Here is a 13,456-nt window from a genome sequence, read left to right as displayed (position 1 = left end):
ACCGCCTCCCGTCGAGAAGCTCAACCAACGGCAGTCGAGCGGGGCCCGCGCCTTCAACGCGGGCCTGTGCCGCGGCTGTGGGTGTGGTCCGAGGGCGCGGCTGTGCCTCCGGCGCGGGTGTGGGCCTGACCGCGGTGTAGGGCTTCGGTGGGGTGGCGCTTGCTGTTGGGCCGGGGGTGGGGTTCTATCGGTCGGGTGACGGTAGCGGACACGTACGGGGACACGCACGGGGCGATCGATGCGGTCTGGCGGATCGAGTCGGCGAGGATCATCGCCGGCGTCGCGCGGATCGTGCGGGATGTCGGCCTGGCCGAGGAGCTGGCGCAGGACGCGCTGGTGGCGGCGCTGGAGCAGTGGCCGGAGTCGGGCGTGCCGAACAACCCCGGCGCCTGGCTGATGGCGATCGCCAAGCGGCGTGCGATCGACCTGATCCGGCGCAAGGAGACCTACCAGCGCAAGCTCGCCGAGATGGGCCACGAGCTGGAGATCGACGGCGACAGTGTCGAGGACGACGTAGAGGCGATCCTCGACGAAACGATCGAGGACGATCTGCTCCGGCTCGTCTTCACCGCCTGCCACCCGGTGCTGACCACGGACGCCCGAGTGTCACTGACGCTCCGGCTGCTGGGCGGCCTGAAGACCGACGAGATCGGCCGGGCGTTCCTGGCGCCCGAGGCGACCATCGCGCAGCGGATCGTGCGGGCCAAGCGCAACCTCGCGAAGGCCGACGTGCAGTTCGAGGTCCCCACCGGCGATGACCTGATCCAGCGCCTGTCGTCGGTGCTCGAGGTCGTCTACCTGATCTACAACGAGGGGTACTCCGCGACCGCGGGTGACGACTGGATGCGTCCGGCCCTGTGCAACGAGGCGATGCGGCTCGGCCGGCTGCTGGCCGAGCTGATGCCGGGGGAGCCTGAGGTCCACGGCCTGCTTGCGCTGATGGAGCTCCAGGCCTCGCGCGCGAACGCCCGGGTCGGCCCGAACGGCGAGCCCGTCCTGTTGCTCGACCAGGACCGCCGCCGCTGGGACCGGCTGCTGATCCGCCGCGGTCTGGAGAGCATCGACCGCGCCTGGACCCTCGGGGGCACCCCCGGCCCCTATCTCCTGCAGGCGGCCATCGCAGCCTGTCATGCCCGGGCCGCCGAGGCCGATGACACCGATTGGGCTCGAATCGCGGGTCTGTACGACGTACTGGCGCAGGTGACGCCGTCGCCGGTGGTGGAGCTCAACCGGGCGGTGGCGATCTCGATGGCCTTCGGGCCGGAGCGGGGGCTCGTCGCGGTGGATGCGCTGGCCGATGAGCCGTCGCTGAAGGACTACCACCTGCTGCCGAGCGTGCGAGGCGACCTGCTGTTCAAGCTGGGCCGGCTCGACGAGGCGCGGGTGGAGTTCGAGAAGGCGGCCGGCCTGACCCGCAACGAGCGCGAGCGCGCCCTCCTGCTCGACCGGGCGGCGGCCTGTTAGGTGCCAGCGACCGCCCGAGCGACGCGGGCGCGGGGGCTGGAAAGTTTCTCGGCCGGGGGTGTCGATTCAGCCCTTCGATGTTCGACGCAGTGGTGCGGCCAGGTGATCGGCACCGGGCTCGCTCACACCGGGCCAATCGAGACGTTGGCCCTCTGAGAAGGAGCACCACCATGGAAAACGTCATCTCGGCCGACGGCACCTCCATCGCGTACGACCGGCTCGGCGACGGCCCCGCTGTCGTCCTGGTCTGCGGCGGATCGGTGGACCGGATGTCGAACGCCCCGCTGGCCGCCTTGCTCGCGCAGGACTACACCGTCTACAACTATGACCGCCGTGGCCGGGGCGACAGCGGCGACGCCGAGGTCTATGAGGTCGAGCGGGAGTTCGAGGACCTGGACGCGATCTTCGCCGTCGCCGGCGGCTCGGCGCATCTCTACGGGACCTCGTCCGGAGCCGCGCTCGCACTGCTCGCCACCGCCGCCGGCCGTCCGGTGAACCGCCTGGCGCTGTGGGAGCCGCCGTACATCCTCGAAGGCACTCGCGAGCGCCCGCCGGCCGACACCGCGTCGATCTACCGTGAGTTCGTGGCGGCCGGTCGCAGGGACAAGGCCGCGGAGTACTTCATGGCCGAGGTCGTCGGGCTGCCGGCCGAGTTCGTCGAGATGGCGAAGGCGTCGCCGTGGTGGCCCGCTCAGGAGGCGATCGCGCACACGCTCGCGTACGACGCGACGGTGATGGGCGACTACTCGGTCCCGGTCGAGGCGATCGCCGCTGTCATCCAGCCGACGCAGGTGCTGACCGGCGGCGCCGCCGGGGAGTGGATGAAGCTCGGCAACCAGGCCGTCGTGGATCAGTTGAAGGACGGCAGCCACCGCGTGCTGCCCGACCAGGAGCACAATGTCGACCCCGCCGTACTGGCGCCCGCGTTGAAGGAGTTCTGGGGATGAACGCCGTGGTCTCGAAGGATGGAACGAAGATCGCGTACGACCGCCGCGGGGAGGGGCCCGCGGTCGTCCTGGTCGACGGCGCGCTCTGCAGTCGCGCGCAGGGACCGATGCCCGAGCTGGCTGAACTGCTGGCCGCGGGATTCACCGTCTACAACTACGACCGGCGCGGCCGGGGCGACAGCGGCGACACGGCGGAGTACGACGTCGATCGCGAGGTGGAGGACCTGGCCGCGGTGATCGAGGAGGCGGGCGGGTCGGCGTACGTGTACGGCACGTCCTCCGGTGGGGCGCTGGCGCTGCGGGCCGCGGCGGCCGGAGTACCGATGACCAAGCTGGTCGTGTTCGAGGCGCCGTTCGTGGTCGACGACCAGCGCCAGATCCCGCCGACCTGGGTCGAGGACCTGCGCGGCCTCGCCGACCGCCCGGGCGACGCGATCAAGTACTTCATGACCAAGGGGATCGGGTTGCCGGGCTTCGTCGTCACGATGATGAAGCTGATGCCGGCCTGGAAGCCGATGAAGGCCGTCGCGCACACCGTCTGGTACGACGCGGCGATCCTCGGCGACAACGTCAAGGGCAAGCCGCTCGACGCGTCCCAGTGGAGCGGGGTGACCGCTCCGGTGCTGGTCGTCGGCGGTGGCAAGAGCCCAGCCTGGATGCGCACCTCCGTCAAGGCGGTCGCGGACGCGGTACCGGGAGCGGCGCACCAGGAGATCCCGGGGCAGAACCACATGATCAAGGCGACGGCGATCGCGCCGGTGCTGACGGAGTTCTTCGGAGGTGGGTCACGATGAAGTTCCGGACCACGTTGCAGGGCACCACCACGACCGGGATCGAGGTGCCCGAGGAGGTCATCGTTGCGCTCGGCAAGGGCAAGAAGCCGCCGGTGGTCGTCACCGTTGCCGGATACACCTACCGCAACACCGTCGCGGTGATGGGCGGCCGGTACATGATCTCGCTGAGCGCGAAGAACCGCGAAGCGGCCGGGGTGGCCGGCGGGGACGAGATCGAGGTCGAGCTCGAGCTGGACACCGAGCCGCGGGAGGTCGCCGTACCGGAGGACTTCGCGGCGGCGCTCGCTGCGGAGCCGAAGGCGCGGGCGTTCTTCGACGGGCTGTCGTACAGCCAGCGCAGCTGGTTCGTGCTCGGGATCGAGGAGGCGAAGAAGCCGGAGACCCGGCGGAACCGGATCGAGAAGGCGGTGGAGCGGCTCGCCTCCGGCCGCGGCCAGCGCTGAACCGCAGTCACACCCGTTACGTCCGAAGAACCTTGGCCACCAGGCCGAGGTTCTTCGGACGTGAGAGGTTCGATCAGAGCGTGATCAGACCGCCGGCGTTCGCGCGGGCCGCGTCGAAGCGGGCCTGGGCGTCCGCCCAGTTCACGACGTTCCACCAGGCCTTGACGTAGTCCGGCTTCACGTTCTTGTACTGCAGGTAGAAGGCGTGCTCCCACATGTCCAGCATCACGATCGGGATCTGCCCGGCCGGCAGGTTGGCCTGCTGGTCGTACAGCTGGTGGATCAGCAGGTTGCCCTGCAGCGCGTCCCAGCCGAGGATCGCCCAGCCGGAGCCCTGGATCGTGGTCGCCGCCGCGGTGAAGTGGGCCTGGAACGCGTCGAACGAGCCGAACGCCTCGTCCAGCGCGGCGCCGAGCTCGCCGTCCGGCTTGTCGCCGCCGTCCGGGGACAGGTTCTTCCAGAAGATGGAGTGGTTGACGTGTCCGCCGAGGTTGAAGGCGAGCGTCTTCTCCAGACCGACGATCGAGCCGAAGTCACCCTTCTCGCGGGCCGCGGCCAGCTTCTCCAGGGTGTCGTTCAGGGCGTTCACGTACGTCTGGTGGTGCTTGGAGTGGTGCAGCTCCATGATCTCGCCGGAGATGTGCGGCGCCAGGGCGCCGTAGTCATAGGAGAGATCCGGAAGCGTGTACGACGTGGTCAACTCTGCTCCTTCGTCAGGGCCCCGAAGGGCCGTTCTGCTGCGAGTCCGAGGGGTGCGCGGACCCGGTGCCCGTCGGGGCGCCCGGCCTAACCCACCTCCAGGCTCTACCTTGAAACTTCAACCAGTGTTGAGGTCAAGCGACACATGGTGCCGCCTCGACCCGCTCCGGCAGTCGCGGTCGGTGGACCGCACGGGCCCACCGGCAGCTCCTAGTCTGCCCCTTCGGTCCACCGGTCCGTAGGCGGCCTCGCAACAGTTCACCCTGTGGTCGCCCGAGAGTCCGTCGTCAGCTGTCGGCCAGGACCGTGCGCAGGGTGGGGGCGAACGCGTCGGGGTGTTCCGCGAAGCCGGTGTGGTCGCCCCGGAAGCGGAGCGGGACGACGCCCAGTCCAGCGGCCAGCGCGGTCGAGGTCCGCTCGCAGAGCTGGCCGGCCGAGTCCTCGCCGATGCCGACCACGATGTGCACAGGGCCGTCTCGCAAGGCATCGACATCCGGCTGCCAGCCGACGCTCTCGCCCAGCTCATGCGTGAACCAGAACCGCTCGTCGGCGACCGACTGCGGATCCCGCTCGCCGCCGAACAAGCCTTCGATCGCGTCCTCGGGCAGGAAGATGTTCGCCTGCGCGAAGAACTTCCGCCAGGCACCGATCACGTCGCCGGACCGATAGGTCGCGCGCATATCCGCCGACAGTGCGTGCTGCTCGGCCCGGTCGTCGAGCAGGTTCAGCAGCGGTGGTTCGTGGGCGATCACGGTGCTGACCACGTCGGGGTGGTGTTGCGCCAGCGCGAGCACGCTGACCGCGCCACCGCTCGAACCGAAGGCGATGGCCGGTCCGGCGCCGACGTGGGAGATCAGGGCGGCGAGGTCACCGGCCCGCTGCTGCGGGGTCGAGTCCTGCTCGGGATCGTCGAGCAGGCTGCGGTTGATCCCGCGCGAGTCGGTCGTCAGCACGGTGTACTCCGTGGCGAGCAACTCCGCCAGCGGCGCGAACGACCGGGCGTCCATGGGTGCGCCGACGAGGACGACGAGCGGACCGGTACCGCGCACTTCGTAGTACAGGCGGGCGTCGTCGACGTCGAGGGTCAGGGCGGTCAGGGTCTGGTTCATCAGGTGCTCCTCATGGTGGTGGTTCTTCTTTCCGCCTCGCTGGTCGCGAGGTACTGGTTCAGGACGGCGGGTGCTGCGGCGGCTACCAGGACCGCGAGCGCCGCCGGGATCAGGAGGGCGGTCGGTAGCCCGGCCCGGCCGGCGACCGAGCCGATCAGAGCGGGGCCGACGAGGCCGCCGCCGTAGCTGATGGTGGTGACGGTCGACAGGCGGCGGGCAGAGGCGCCGGACGTGCCCAGCGCGCTGACCACCACGGGCCAGACCACCGCCATCCCGGCGCCGGCGAGCACCCAGCCGACGATGGCCGTGCCGACCCGCGGCGTTGGGGCGGCGCCTGCCAGCAGGACCAGCCCGTACCCCGCTGTCGCGGTTCCTCCGGCGATCCGGATCGTCAATGCCGGCCCGAGTCGCGCACGCACCGGGTCGCCGGCGAAGCGCACGACGGTCATCGCGACGAAGAAGGCGGTGTAGACGAGCGACCCGACCGCGGTAGTAGCCCCCAACACCCGCGTCGCATGCACCCCGGCCCAGTCCGTCGCCGCCCCCTCGGTGAGAAATGCCGCCGCCCCCACCACCCCAAGCCCAACCACCAGACCAACCCGACGTGGCTCAGGCTGGGCGGCCTCGCGTGCAGACTCGGGGCCAGGGACCGGGTGCAGGTTCCTGCTGAGGGCGAGGGTGGTGGTGAACAGGACGGCGGCGCCGGTCAGCAGTAGTGGCTGGACGTCTACACCGAGGTGCAGGCCGGCAGTGACCACGGCGCCTCCGAAGACTGCGCCGAGGGTCCAGGTGCCGTGCATCGTCGCCATCACCGGCCGGCCGGTCGCCCGCTCGGCACCTACCGCCTGCAGGCTGAGGGCGACATTGAGTGCGCCCGACAGCATCCCGAGCACGACGGCCGACACGGTCAGTACGCCGGCCGACGGTGCCAGCGCCGTGAGAGCCAGCGCCAGCGACGCGCTCGGCATCGTCCACCGAAGCAGACGTTGACCAGTCCACCGATCCGCCAGACGTCCGGCGATCGGCATCGCCACCAAGGCGCCGACTGCTAGAGCCATCAGCAGCCCACCCAGCCGTCCGGCGCCGAGGTCAAGCCGCACGTCGGTGGCCGGCAACGTCGCACCCCACAACGCGTTCAGTACGCCGGTCACGCCGTAGCAGCCGGCGGTCCGTCCTCGTGCTCCCATGCCTCGACCATGAGGCAGCCGACGGCCCGGACGCCAACACCTGTTGGGCGCCTATTCACGCAGCTGGTGTGTTAATAAGGTGAGGTGCCCGACGACCTCGAGATCCGGCTGCTGCGGTACTTCGTCGTCGTGGCGGAGGAACTGCACTTCAGCCGCGCCGCCCAGCGGCTCTTCATCGCGCAGCAGGCGCTCAGCCGCGACATCCGCCGGCTGGAGGACCGCCTCGGCGTCCGGCTGCTCGACCGCACCACCCGTCGCGTCGAGTTGACGCCCTCGGGACGCAAGCTCCTGGTCCGCGCTCGCGAACTGCTCGCCCTGCACGACCTCACCGTCCGCGAACTCCGCGGCGAGGCTCCGTCGTTGACCGTCGACGTGGTCGGCCCCGGGCTCACTCCGGCGCTCGTGCTCGCCGCGGCCCGGCGGAACGCGCCCGATTTGGAGTTCTTCGCGCGCTTCCACACCGGTACCGAGCTGGCGGTGCCGTTGCTCCTGTCCGAGCGTCTGGACGTGAGTTTCGGCCGCAATCTCACCCAGGCCGACGGCCTGCGGGAGCGCGTAGTACGACATGAGCCGCTGGCGGTCCTGATCCCTGAGCGGCACCCGCTCGCCGAGCTTGCCGCCGTTCCGCTGGAGGCCCTGCGCGGGACCGGTGTGTGCTTCCGGGCCGGGAATCACGCGACGGCGGCGTGGGACCACGCAGCACTCCAGCTGCTCGCGCCCTTCGGTGTCGACAGCGGCGGTGCTCATCCCCACGTCCAGGGCGCCGACGAACTCGCGCAGCACGTCCGCGACCGCGACGCGCCGATCCTGACGATGACCACCCAGCCCGCGGTTCCAGGCGCCGTACTGCGGCCTCTCGTGGATCCGGTGGTTCTCTACCCGTGGTCGATGATGTGGCGAGCCGACCTCGTTCATCCTGCGCTGGATGCCCTCAATGAGGCAGTCGACGAGCTCGCGGCCGACGACTGGCTGTCGATCCCGCCCGGAGCCTGGCTCCCCGAGCCAGAAGCATCCGCCAGACGGTGACGGCGAGAACACGCCAGCCCCATTCAGCCCTTGCCGGGTAGGGATCGGCGGAGAACCCGACACACTGCAGATCTCGGCGACCTGCAGTCCCGGGCGAGTGACGAACTCGCCGCCGACGAGCAGCCGGAACGTGTCGTGTTCGGCGTCTCGCTCGATCCAGACCAGTTCGCCGGTCGCGGTCTGGTTCGGCGTACCGGTCAGGATGTCGACCCAGTTGCTGTCGGCAACTTCCCGGACCGGCGTGGTGGAGCCGGTCGAGGGGTCGACCTCGAGCAGGTGGAGGCAGGACTGGTCGCGCGTCTGGACGGCGATCACCGGGTTGCCGGCCGCCCAGACGACCTGGACGAGGTACTCGAACCGCTCCCGGTCCCACCGCACCTCACGTCGTTCGCCGGCCAGGTCGACGACGTACAGGCTGACGTCCGCGTTGGCGGTGCCGGCGACCGGGTAGCGGAACGGCGTCGGCGCCTTCTCGGGCTGCATGGGTCCGCCAGATACCGAAGCTGCACAGGACTTTCGTCCACCCGGGCGACCAGCAACCGCTGACCGTCGGGCGCCCACCAGAAACCCTCGCCGCGTTCGGCCGCCAGGTCGACGACCGACAGCTCCCCTTGGCGGAGGACCGACAGCAGGGCGCCGGCACCACCCCGGTACGCCGCTGCCGCGGTGACCCGCCGCTCTCGGCGATCCGTCGTGTCGTAGACCCACAGGGCCTCGTCCCGCAGGAAGGTGACGAACCGCCCGTTGTCGACGACGGCGAACGCACTCGCGGCGCCGGCGCGGAACCTCTTGGTCCGCGCCAGCTGCTGCGGCAGATCCTCGGCCATCGGTTCCCCTCCGTCGGCGGCACCCTGCGGACGGCCAGCCTGTCGGGGCCGGGGTTCCAAGAGGTTCCGGCCGGACCATCCGATCAGGACGTGAAACCGAGCTTGCGGAGCAGATCCTGGTGGGCGAACTGGCCGTAGTACTCGACGAGCTCGGCGATCCGGTCGTCCCGGAAGGTCGCGCGAATGATCAGCCGGTTCTCGTACTTGTCGCCGTCGAGGAACTCCGCGACCATCCGCTCCTCGATGACGGCGACGGCGGGATCGACGGTCTGGTGGAACAGGACATCGTGGACGGCGATGCTCCGGGCTTGTGCGACCAGTCCGTTGAAGGCTGCGCGCAGCGTCTCGTGGCCGGTCAGGACGGGTGGCATACCGGGCACCGGCAAGGCAGCCTCGTAGCGGCAGTCCTCGGTCCAGCACTCGACGAACGCCTCGATGTCACCGGCGTACAGCAGCTTGCTGGAGCGGCTCCAGGTCGCTTCGTTCCTGTTCCGGGCGGCGACGAGATCGACAGCGGGAATTGTGTTCGTGGTCATGGTGGTTCTCCTCAACTCATAGATTCGGGTTCAAAGGCCGGGCGACTTCGGTTCGAAAGGTCAGGCGATGAGGCCGACACCGCGTGGCGGCGTGGTGGTTCCGTGCATCCGGCGGGCGTAGCGGCGGAAGGCGCGGCGGCCGAGCGGCGGCAGCAGGCGGCGTACCGGCGCGGGGAGCTTGCGAAGCTCGAGGTCGATCACTTCCGGATCGCCTTCGTAGAGCATCATCCCGAAGCCCAGCACCATCTTCCGCTTCGGGATCGAGGACATCCCCTGCTCGGTGAACTCCTCCCACTCCGCCGCCGTGAGCTGCCTGGCCATGATCGGCAGCAGGTGCGTCTCCTCCGCGTGCAAGTGCTCGAACAGGGCCGCGCACAGGGTGTCGAGGACTGACGCGAGGTGCTCGCCGTCGGTGCCTGATGCCGTGCGACGCCACGTGTCCACCGCCTGGTGGGCCTGATCCAACTGCTCGGCCACCTGCTCGTGCTGGCTCTGCATCACGTGCACCAGCGGCGCGAGCTCGTGCGGAACGCGCTTGAGCAACGCCTCCCACAGCAGGTCGTCCTCGATGGTGTGATGGTGATGCAGCAGCGACAGGAACAACTCCACGTGGTCCGCCACCGCCGCGGTTCGCCGGCGGTCGCCGGCCGCGGTCCGCCGTACGGCGGCAGGGCTCAGCCCCAGCTCGCGGCGGAAGTTGCTGTGCGCCACCTTCATCATCCGTACGTCGGTGAGCCCGGGTCCGTGCAGCCGGTGCTCGTCCGTGGTCCGGTTCGTCATCGCCCTTCCTTCCTCTCGGGTGATCCGCTTCCTCTTGGCTGGACCGGTTCCTCTCGGACGGTCCGGCTTGCTGTCGGATGCTCCGATCGTGGGACCGGGCTCTTGGAAGTCGCCTGGAGCCGACTTGGAGGCATCCGCTGACAACCGGAGGCCGGCCGGTTAGGTTCGAGGCGTGCGGTTTCGGGTGTTGGGGCCAATGGAGGTTCTCGATGCCGACGGGGGGCTGGTCCAGCTCGGTGGCCAGAAGCAGCGAGCCCTGCTCGGCCTGCTGATCGCGTCCGGCGGCCGGGTCGTCCCGGTGTCCCGCCTGGTGGATGAGCTGTGGGGCGAGGACCCGCCGCCGAAGGTCCTGGTATCGGTGCAGTCCTACGTGGCGAATCTCCGCCGGGTGCTCGAGCCGGACCGGGCGGCCCGGGCGCCGGCCCGGGTCATCGTCACTCAGCCGCCGGGCTATTCGCTGGCCGCCGCCGAGCTCGACGTGGTCGAGTTCGAGGAGTTGGTGAGCGCCGGCCGCGAAGCCCTGGCGACCGATCCGGGCCGGGCCGGCGACCTCCTCCGCGCAGCGGCGAGCCTCTGGCGTGGCGACCCGTACGCCGACCTCACCGCCCTTGCGCCGGCGCTGGCAGCCGAGGCCGCGAGGCTGGTGGAGCTCAGCCTGCTCGCCACCGAGGACCGGTTCCGGGCCGACCTCGCGTCGGGCCACCACAAGCGGGTGGTGGGCGAGATCGAGCAACTGGCCGCCGCCCACCCGCTGCGGGAATCAGCCTGGGGGCTGCTCGCGGTGGCGCTCTACAGATCCCAGCGCCAGGGCGCCGCGCTGGACGCGTTGCGGCGAGCCAGGCGAATCCTCGCCGACGAGCTCGGCGTCGACCCCGGCCCGGAACTGAGGCGTCTGGAGAAAGCAATCCTCGACCAGGAACCCACCCTGGACGCCTCCCCGCGCGCAGCCCGCACCACTGCCCCGGCCCCCGCTACGGCGACCAGCCGACCGGGCGGCGGGGATCACCTGGTTGGTCGGGAGGAGCCGTTGACCCGGCTTGCCGGGCTGCTCGTCGAGGCGACCGCGGGGCGGGGGAACGTGGTGCTGATCACCGGGGAGCCGGGGATCGGCAAGACCGGTCTGGCCCGGGCATTGACCGCGACGGCCGCGGCGATGGGACTGAACACCGGCTGGGGCCGCTGTGAGGAGACCGCCGGAGCGCCGCCCTTCTGGCCGTGGTCGCAGGCATTGGCCAGCCTGATCCCGACGGCCGACGACGCCGCGAGGGCGAGAACACCGCTGGCATCGCTCATTCCGGATCCGGCCGCGGAAGTGTTGGATGCGAATACTGCGGTGTTTCGGTTGGCTGAGGCGGCGGCTGGGTTGTTGCGGGCGGCGGGACCGACCTTGCTGGTGCTCGATGACCTGCATCGGGCGGACGGGGACACCCTGCGCCTGGTGGGGCGGCTCGGGCTGATGGCGACCGGGCTGCCGGTCCTGCTGGTTCTCACCAGCCGTGATGCGGAGGCGGACATCACGCCGGAGGTCGCCGAAGTGCTGGCCGAGCTCGCCCGGGCGGAGCTGGTCCGGATCGGCCTCCGCGGGCTGGATGAGACGGGCATCCGGACCTACGCGCGGCTCCACCACGACATCGAGATCCCCGAGACGGTCGCGGCAGCGTTGGCTCGACGGACGAACGGCAACCCCTTCTTCGTCGGCGAGCTGATCCGGTTGCTCGCGGACCAGCGGCAGCTGACCGAATCGGGTGCGGCCGAGCTGCGGGTTCCGGACGGCGTCCGGGACGTGGTGCGCCAGCGGATCGCTCAACTGCCCGACGAAGTGGAACGGCTTCTGGAGGCAGCCGCGGCCTACGGAGCGGCCTTCGATGCCGACCTCGTCGAGGAGGCCTCAGGCCTGACCGCCGCCGAAGCCGTCGCTGCCACCGAGGCCGCGCTCCTGGCCGGACTGATCGTTGCCGATGGCCCCGATCTCCGATTCACCCATGCCCTGGTGAGAGAGGCCGTCTACGTCCGGTTGCCACTGGGACGACGGCGCGAGTTGCATGCCGCGATCGCCGGGCTGCTGGAGCAGCGGACCGGGCGGATCGGACTGGCCGAGCTCGCCCACCACTACGGTGAAGCCGGCCCGGACCACGCGCGTGCCGCCTGGACTTATGCCGTCCGCGCGTCCGAGCTCGCGGCGCGACAGTCCGCTCCAGCGGAGGCGGCTCGGCTGCAGGATCTGGCATTGACGTCCGTATCGCGGGACCGCACCGCCTCCGCCACAGACCGGTACGACGTACTGCTCGGTCTGGCGCGGGCCCGGAAGCGGGCGGGGCAGGAGATCCAGGCCTGGGCCGCCGCGCGCGAGGCTGCGGAGGTTGCCCTCGAGGCCGGAGATGTGGTCGCGGCGGCGACGGCCGCGGTGGCAGTCACCACCGACGCGATCTGGAGCTGGCGCGAGTACCTGGTGGTCGACTTCACCGGTGTCGCCCTGTTCGAGCGACTCCTGCGGGAGCTGCCGCCGGGACACGAGGTGGTGCGGGCACGTCTGCTGGCGGCTCTGGCGGCTGAGATCTACTACCAGCCGGACACGGTCGAACGGGCCGTGGCGCTCTCGACGGAGGCAGAGTCACTCGCCCGGAGGTACGGAAGCCCGGAGGATCTGGCGAGGATCCTGGAGCTCCGCCATCTCGCCTACGAGCGTCCGGAACTGCTGGGCGAGCGGTTGTCGGCTGCTCGCGAGCTGCTGGACCTTGCCGAAGCGGCGGACGATCCGGTGGCGGTCTCGCGGGCGCTGGTGTTCCGTGGCCGGGATCAGCTCGAGCAAGGTGAGGTGGCCGCGGGTCTGCGGGACTATCAGCGCGCCCGCGGGCTGGCCGAGACGTACTCGCTCGCGCCCGTGCTGGTCACGCTCGTCTGGGCGGACGCGGTCGTGGCTGTGGGCTGGGGCCGGTTCGACGACGCCGAGCGAGCTATCGAGACGGCGGCCGAGTTCCACGCAGGTACGACGCTGGCCGGAGCCGCCTCACTTCCCGTCGCCCTGGCGGCGACGCTCGGGTTGGCCCGAGGCACGCTGGCGGCCATCGAGCCGATGCTTGCCGAAGCAGCCGCCCTCTCCGGGCTGGCGTTGCTGCGGGAGTGGCACGCGCTGGCCTTGGTGAGGGCCGGGCGGATCGAAGAGGCCGGCGCGGCGCTGGGACCGTGGCATCAGCAGCCTGAGGTGCCGCCGGACTATCTCTGGCTGACGCATCTCGCGATCCGCGCGGAGCTCTGGTCCGCCCTGGGCTCCGCGGAGGCTGCCCGGGAGCTGTATGCGCAGCTGGCGCCATACGAGGACCGGGTCGTCATCGGTGGTACCGGGATCACCATCGCCGGTTTCGCCGGGCACCAGGTCGGCCTTCTCGCCCGGACGGTCGGCGAGCTCGACCTGGCCGTTGACCACTTGCAGACGGCTCTTGACCGCAACGAATCGGCCGAGCTCTGGCCGTTCGCCGCCGCGACCGCACGCGAGCTGGCCACCACATTGCGGCAGCGCGACCGGCCCGGCGATCGGCAGACCGCGGCGGCCGTGGAGGCCCGCGGGGCCGGGTGGATAAGCGGCTGGAGCGGGCGACCGGTGGTCCTGCGTGACGAAAGCACTTCAGGGGGCGAATAGACTCGGG

Annotated in this window: 11 protein-coding genes and 2 pseudogenes; 6 read left to right on the top strand and 7 right to left on the bottom strand. The window is 70.5% G+C overall.

Annotation, left to right across the window (positions count from 1 at the left end; all coding sequences use genetic code 11):
* The first annotated feature begins 195 nt into the window (after positions 1–195).
* The 4 genes from EV648_RS36445 to EV648_RS36430 all read left to right on the top strand — a co-directional run bounded on the left by EV648_RS36445 (position 196) and on the right by EV648_RS36430 (position 3,648).
* A complete protein-coding gene (locus tag EV648_RS36445; protein WP_132300001.1) occupies positions 196–1,464 on the top strand; it encodes an RNA polymerase sigma factor in 1,269 nt (422 codons plus the stop codon).
* Positions 1,465–1,634: 170 nt separating this feature from the next.
* Complete coding sequence (locus EV648_RS36440; protein ID WP_132299999.1) at positions 1,635–2,411, top strand: alpha/beta fold hydrolase; 777 nt, start codon at positions 1,635–1,637, stop codon at positions 2,409–2,411.
* On the top strand, positions 2,408–3,205 hold the full coding sequence (locus EV648_RS36435) for an alpha/beta fold hydrolase (RefSeq protein WP_132299997.1): 798 nt from the start codon (positions 2,408–2,410) through the stop codon (positions 3,203–3,205). Before EV648_RS36440 ends, EV648_RS36435 begins: the two co-directional genes overlap by 4 nt.
* On the top strand, positions 3,202–3,648 hold the full coding sequence (locus EV648_RS36430; protein ID WP_132299995.1) for a YdeI/OmpD-associated family protein: 447 nt from the start codon (positions 3,202–3,204) through the stop codon (positions 3,646–3,648). Before EV648_RS36435 ends, EV648_RS36430 begins: the two co-directional genes overlap by 4 nt.
* A 73-nt stretch (positions 3,649–3,721) precedes the next feature.
* Here the strand turns inward: EV648_RS36430 and EV648_RS36425 are convergent, their stop codons facing one another.
* From EV648_RS36425 to EV648_RS36415, 3 genes are all read right to left on the bottom strand, one after another.
* Positions 3,722–4,348: a superoxide dismutase gene (locus EV648_RS36425; RefSeq protein ID WP_132299993.1), complete on the bottom strand. Its 627-nt coding sequence runs from the start codon at positions 4,346–4,348 to the stop codon at positions 3,722–3,724.
* A 286-nt stretch (positions 4,349–4,634) separates the two neighbouring features.
* Entirely contained in the window at positions 4,635–5,456 is an 822-nt protein-coding gene (locus EV648_RS36420) for an alpha/beta fold hydrolase (protein ID WP_132299991.1), read from the bottom strand.
* A complete protein-coding gene (locus tag EV648_RS36415; RefSeq protein ID WP_132299989.1) occupies positions 5,456–6,643 on the bottom strand; it encodes an MFS transporter in 1,188 nt (395 codons plus the stop codon). The genes EV648_RS36420 and EV648_RS36415 overlap by 1 nt, the downstream gene beginning before the upstream one ends.
* 84 nt (positions 6,644–6,727) lie before the next feature.
* On the opposite strand from EV648_RS36415, the gene EV648_RS36410 reads away from it, so the two are divergent.
* Complete coding sequence (locus EV648_RS36410; protein WP_132299987.1) at positions 6,728–7,669, top strand: LysR family transcriptional regulator; 942 nt, start codon at positions 6,728–6,730, stop codon at positions 7,667–7,669.
* Between the two features lie 228 nt (positions 7,670–7,897).
* On the opposite strand, the pseudogene EV648_RS45390 reads toward EV648_RS36410, so the two are convergent.
* The 4 genes and pseudogenes from EV648_RS45390 to EV648_RS36390 form a co-directional block, all read right to left on the bottom strand.
* Positions 7,898–8,152: pseudogene (locus EV648_RS45390) on the bottom strand (DPP IV N-terminal domain-containing protein); the annotation flags it as partial.
* Positions 8,153–8,154: 2 nt separating this feature from the next.
* A pseudogene (locus EV648_RS36400) lies at positions 8,155–8,496 on the bottom strand (DPP IV N-terminal domain-containing protein); the annotation flags it as partial.
* A gap of 83 nt (positions 8,497–8,579) precedes the next feature.
* Positions 8,580–9,032, bottom strand: a complete 453-nt coding sequence (locus EV648_RS36395) for a nuclear transport factor 2 family protein (protein WP_132299983.1) — start codon at positions 9,030–9,032, stop codon at positions 8,580–8,582.
* Positions 9,033–9,092: 60 nt separating this feature from the next.
* On the bottom strand, positions 9,093–9,812 hold the full coding sequence (locus EV648_RS36390) for a hemerythrin domain-containing protein (RefSeq protein WP_132299981.1): 720 nt from the start codon (positions 9,810–9,812) through the stop codon (positions 9,093–9,095).
* A gap of 196 nt (positions 9,813–10,008) precedes the next feature.
* Here EV648_RS36390 and EV648_RS36385 point away from each other — a divergent pair, with 196 nt between their 5' ends.
* Positions 10,009–13,449 carry an AfsR/SARP family transcriptional regulator gene (locus EV648_RS36385; RefSeq protein ID WP_132299979.1) on the top strand — a complete coding sequence of 1,147 codons (3,441 nt, stop codon included), beginning with the start codon at positions 10,009–10,011 and terminating at the stop codon, positions 13,447–13,449.
* Positions 13,450–13,456 lie beyond the last annotated feature (7 nt).

Origin of the sequence: Kribbella sp. VKM Ac-2568 (assembly GCF_004345365.1) — a bacterium.
In the GTDB taxonomy this organism is placed as follows: Bacteria; Actinomycetota; Actinomycetes; order Propionibacteriales; family Kribbellaceae; genus Kribbella; species Kribbella orskensis.
The sequence above is the reverse complement of the archived record's forward strand: the minus strand, read 5'-3'. Positions and strand labels throughout refer to the sequence as shown.

Bases quoted from the DNA above. Each gene is read 5' to 3' on its own strand.
- EV648_RS36440 (WP_132299999.1), top strand. From the start codon at position 1,635: ATGGAAAACGTCATCTCGGCCGACGGCACCTCCATCGCGTACGACCGG.
- EV648_RS36435 (WP_132299997.1), top strand. From the start codon at position 2,408: ATGAACGCCGTGGTCTCGAAGGATGGAACGAAGATCGCGTACGACCGC.
- EV648_RS36430 (WP_132299995.1), top strand. From the start codon at position 3,202: ATGAAGTTCCGGACCACGTTGCAGGGCACCACCACGACCGGGATCGAG.
- EV648_RS36420 (WP_132299991.1), bottom strand. From the start codon at position 5,456: ATGAACCAGACCCTGACCGCCCTGACCCTCGACGTCGACGACGCCCGC.
- EV648_RS36415 (WP_132299989.1), bottom strand. From the start codon at position 6,643: ATGGGAGCACGAGGACGGACCGCCGGCTGCTACGGCGTGACCGGCGTA.
- EV648_RS36395 (WP_132299983.1), bottom strand. From the start codon at position 9,032: ATGACCACGAACACAATTCCCGCTGTCGATCTCGTCGCCGCCCGGAAC.
- EV648_RS36390 (WP_132299981.1), bottom strand. From the start codon at position 9,812: ATGACGAACCGGACCACGGACGAGCACCGGCTGCACGGACCCGGGCTC.
- EV648_RS36385 (WP_132299979.1), top strand. From the start codon at position 10,009: ATGGAGGTTCTCGATGCCGACGGGGGGCTGGTCCAGCTCGGTGGCCAG.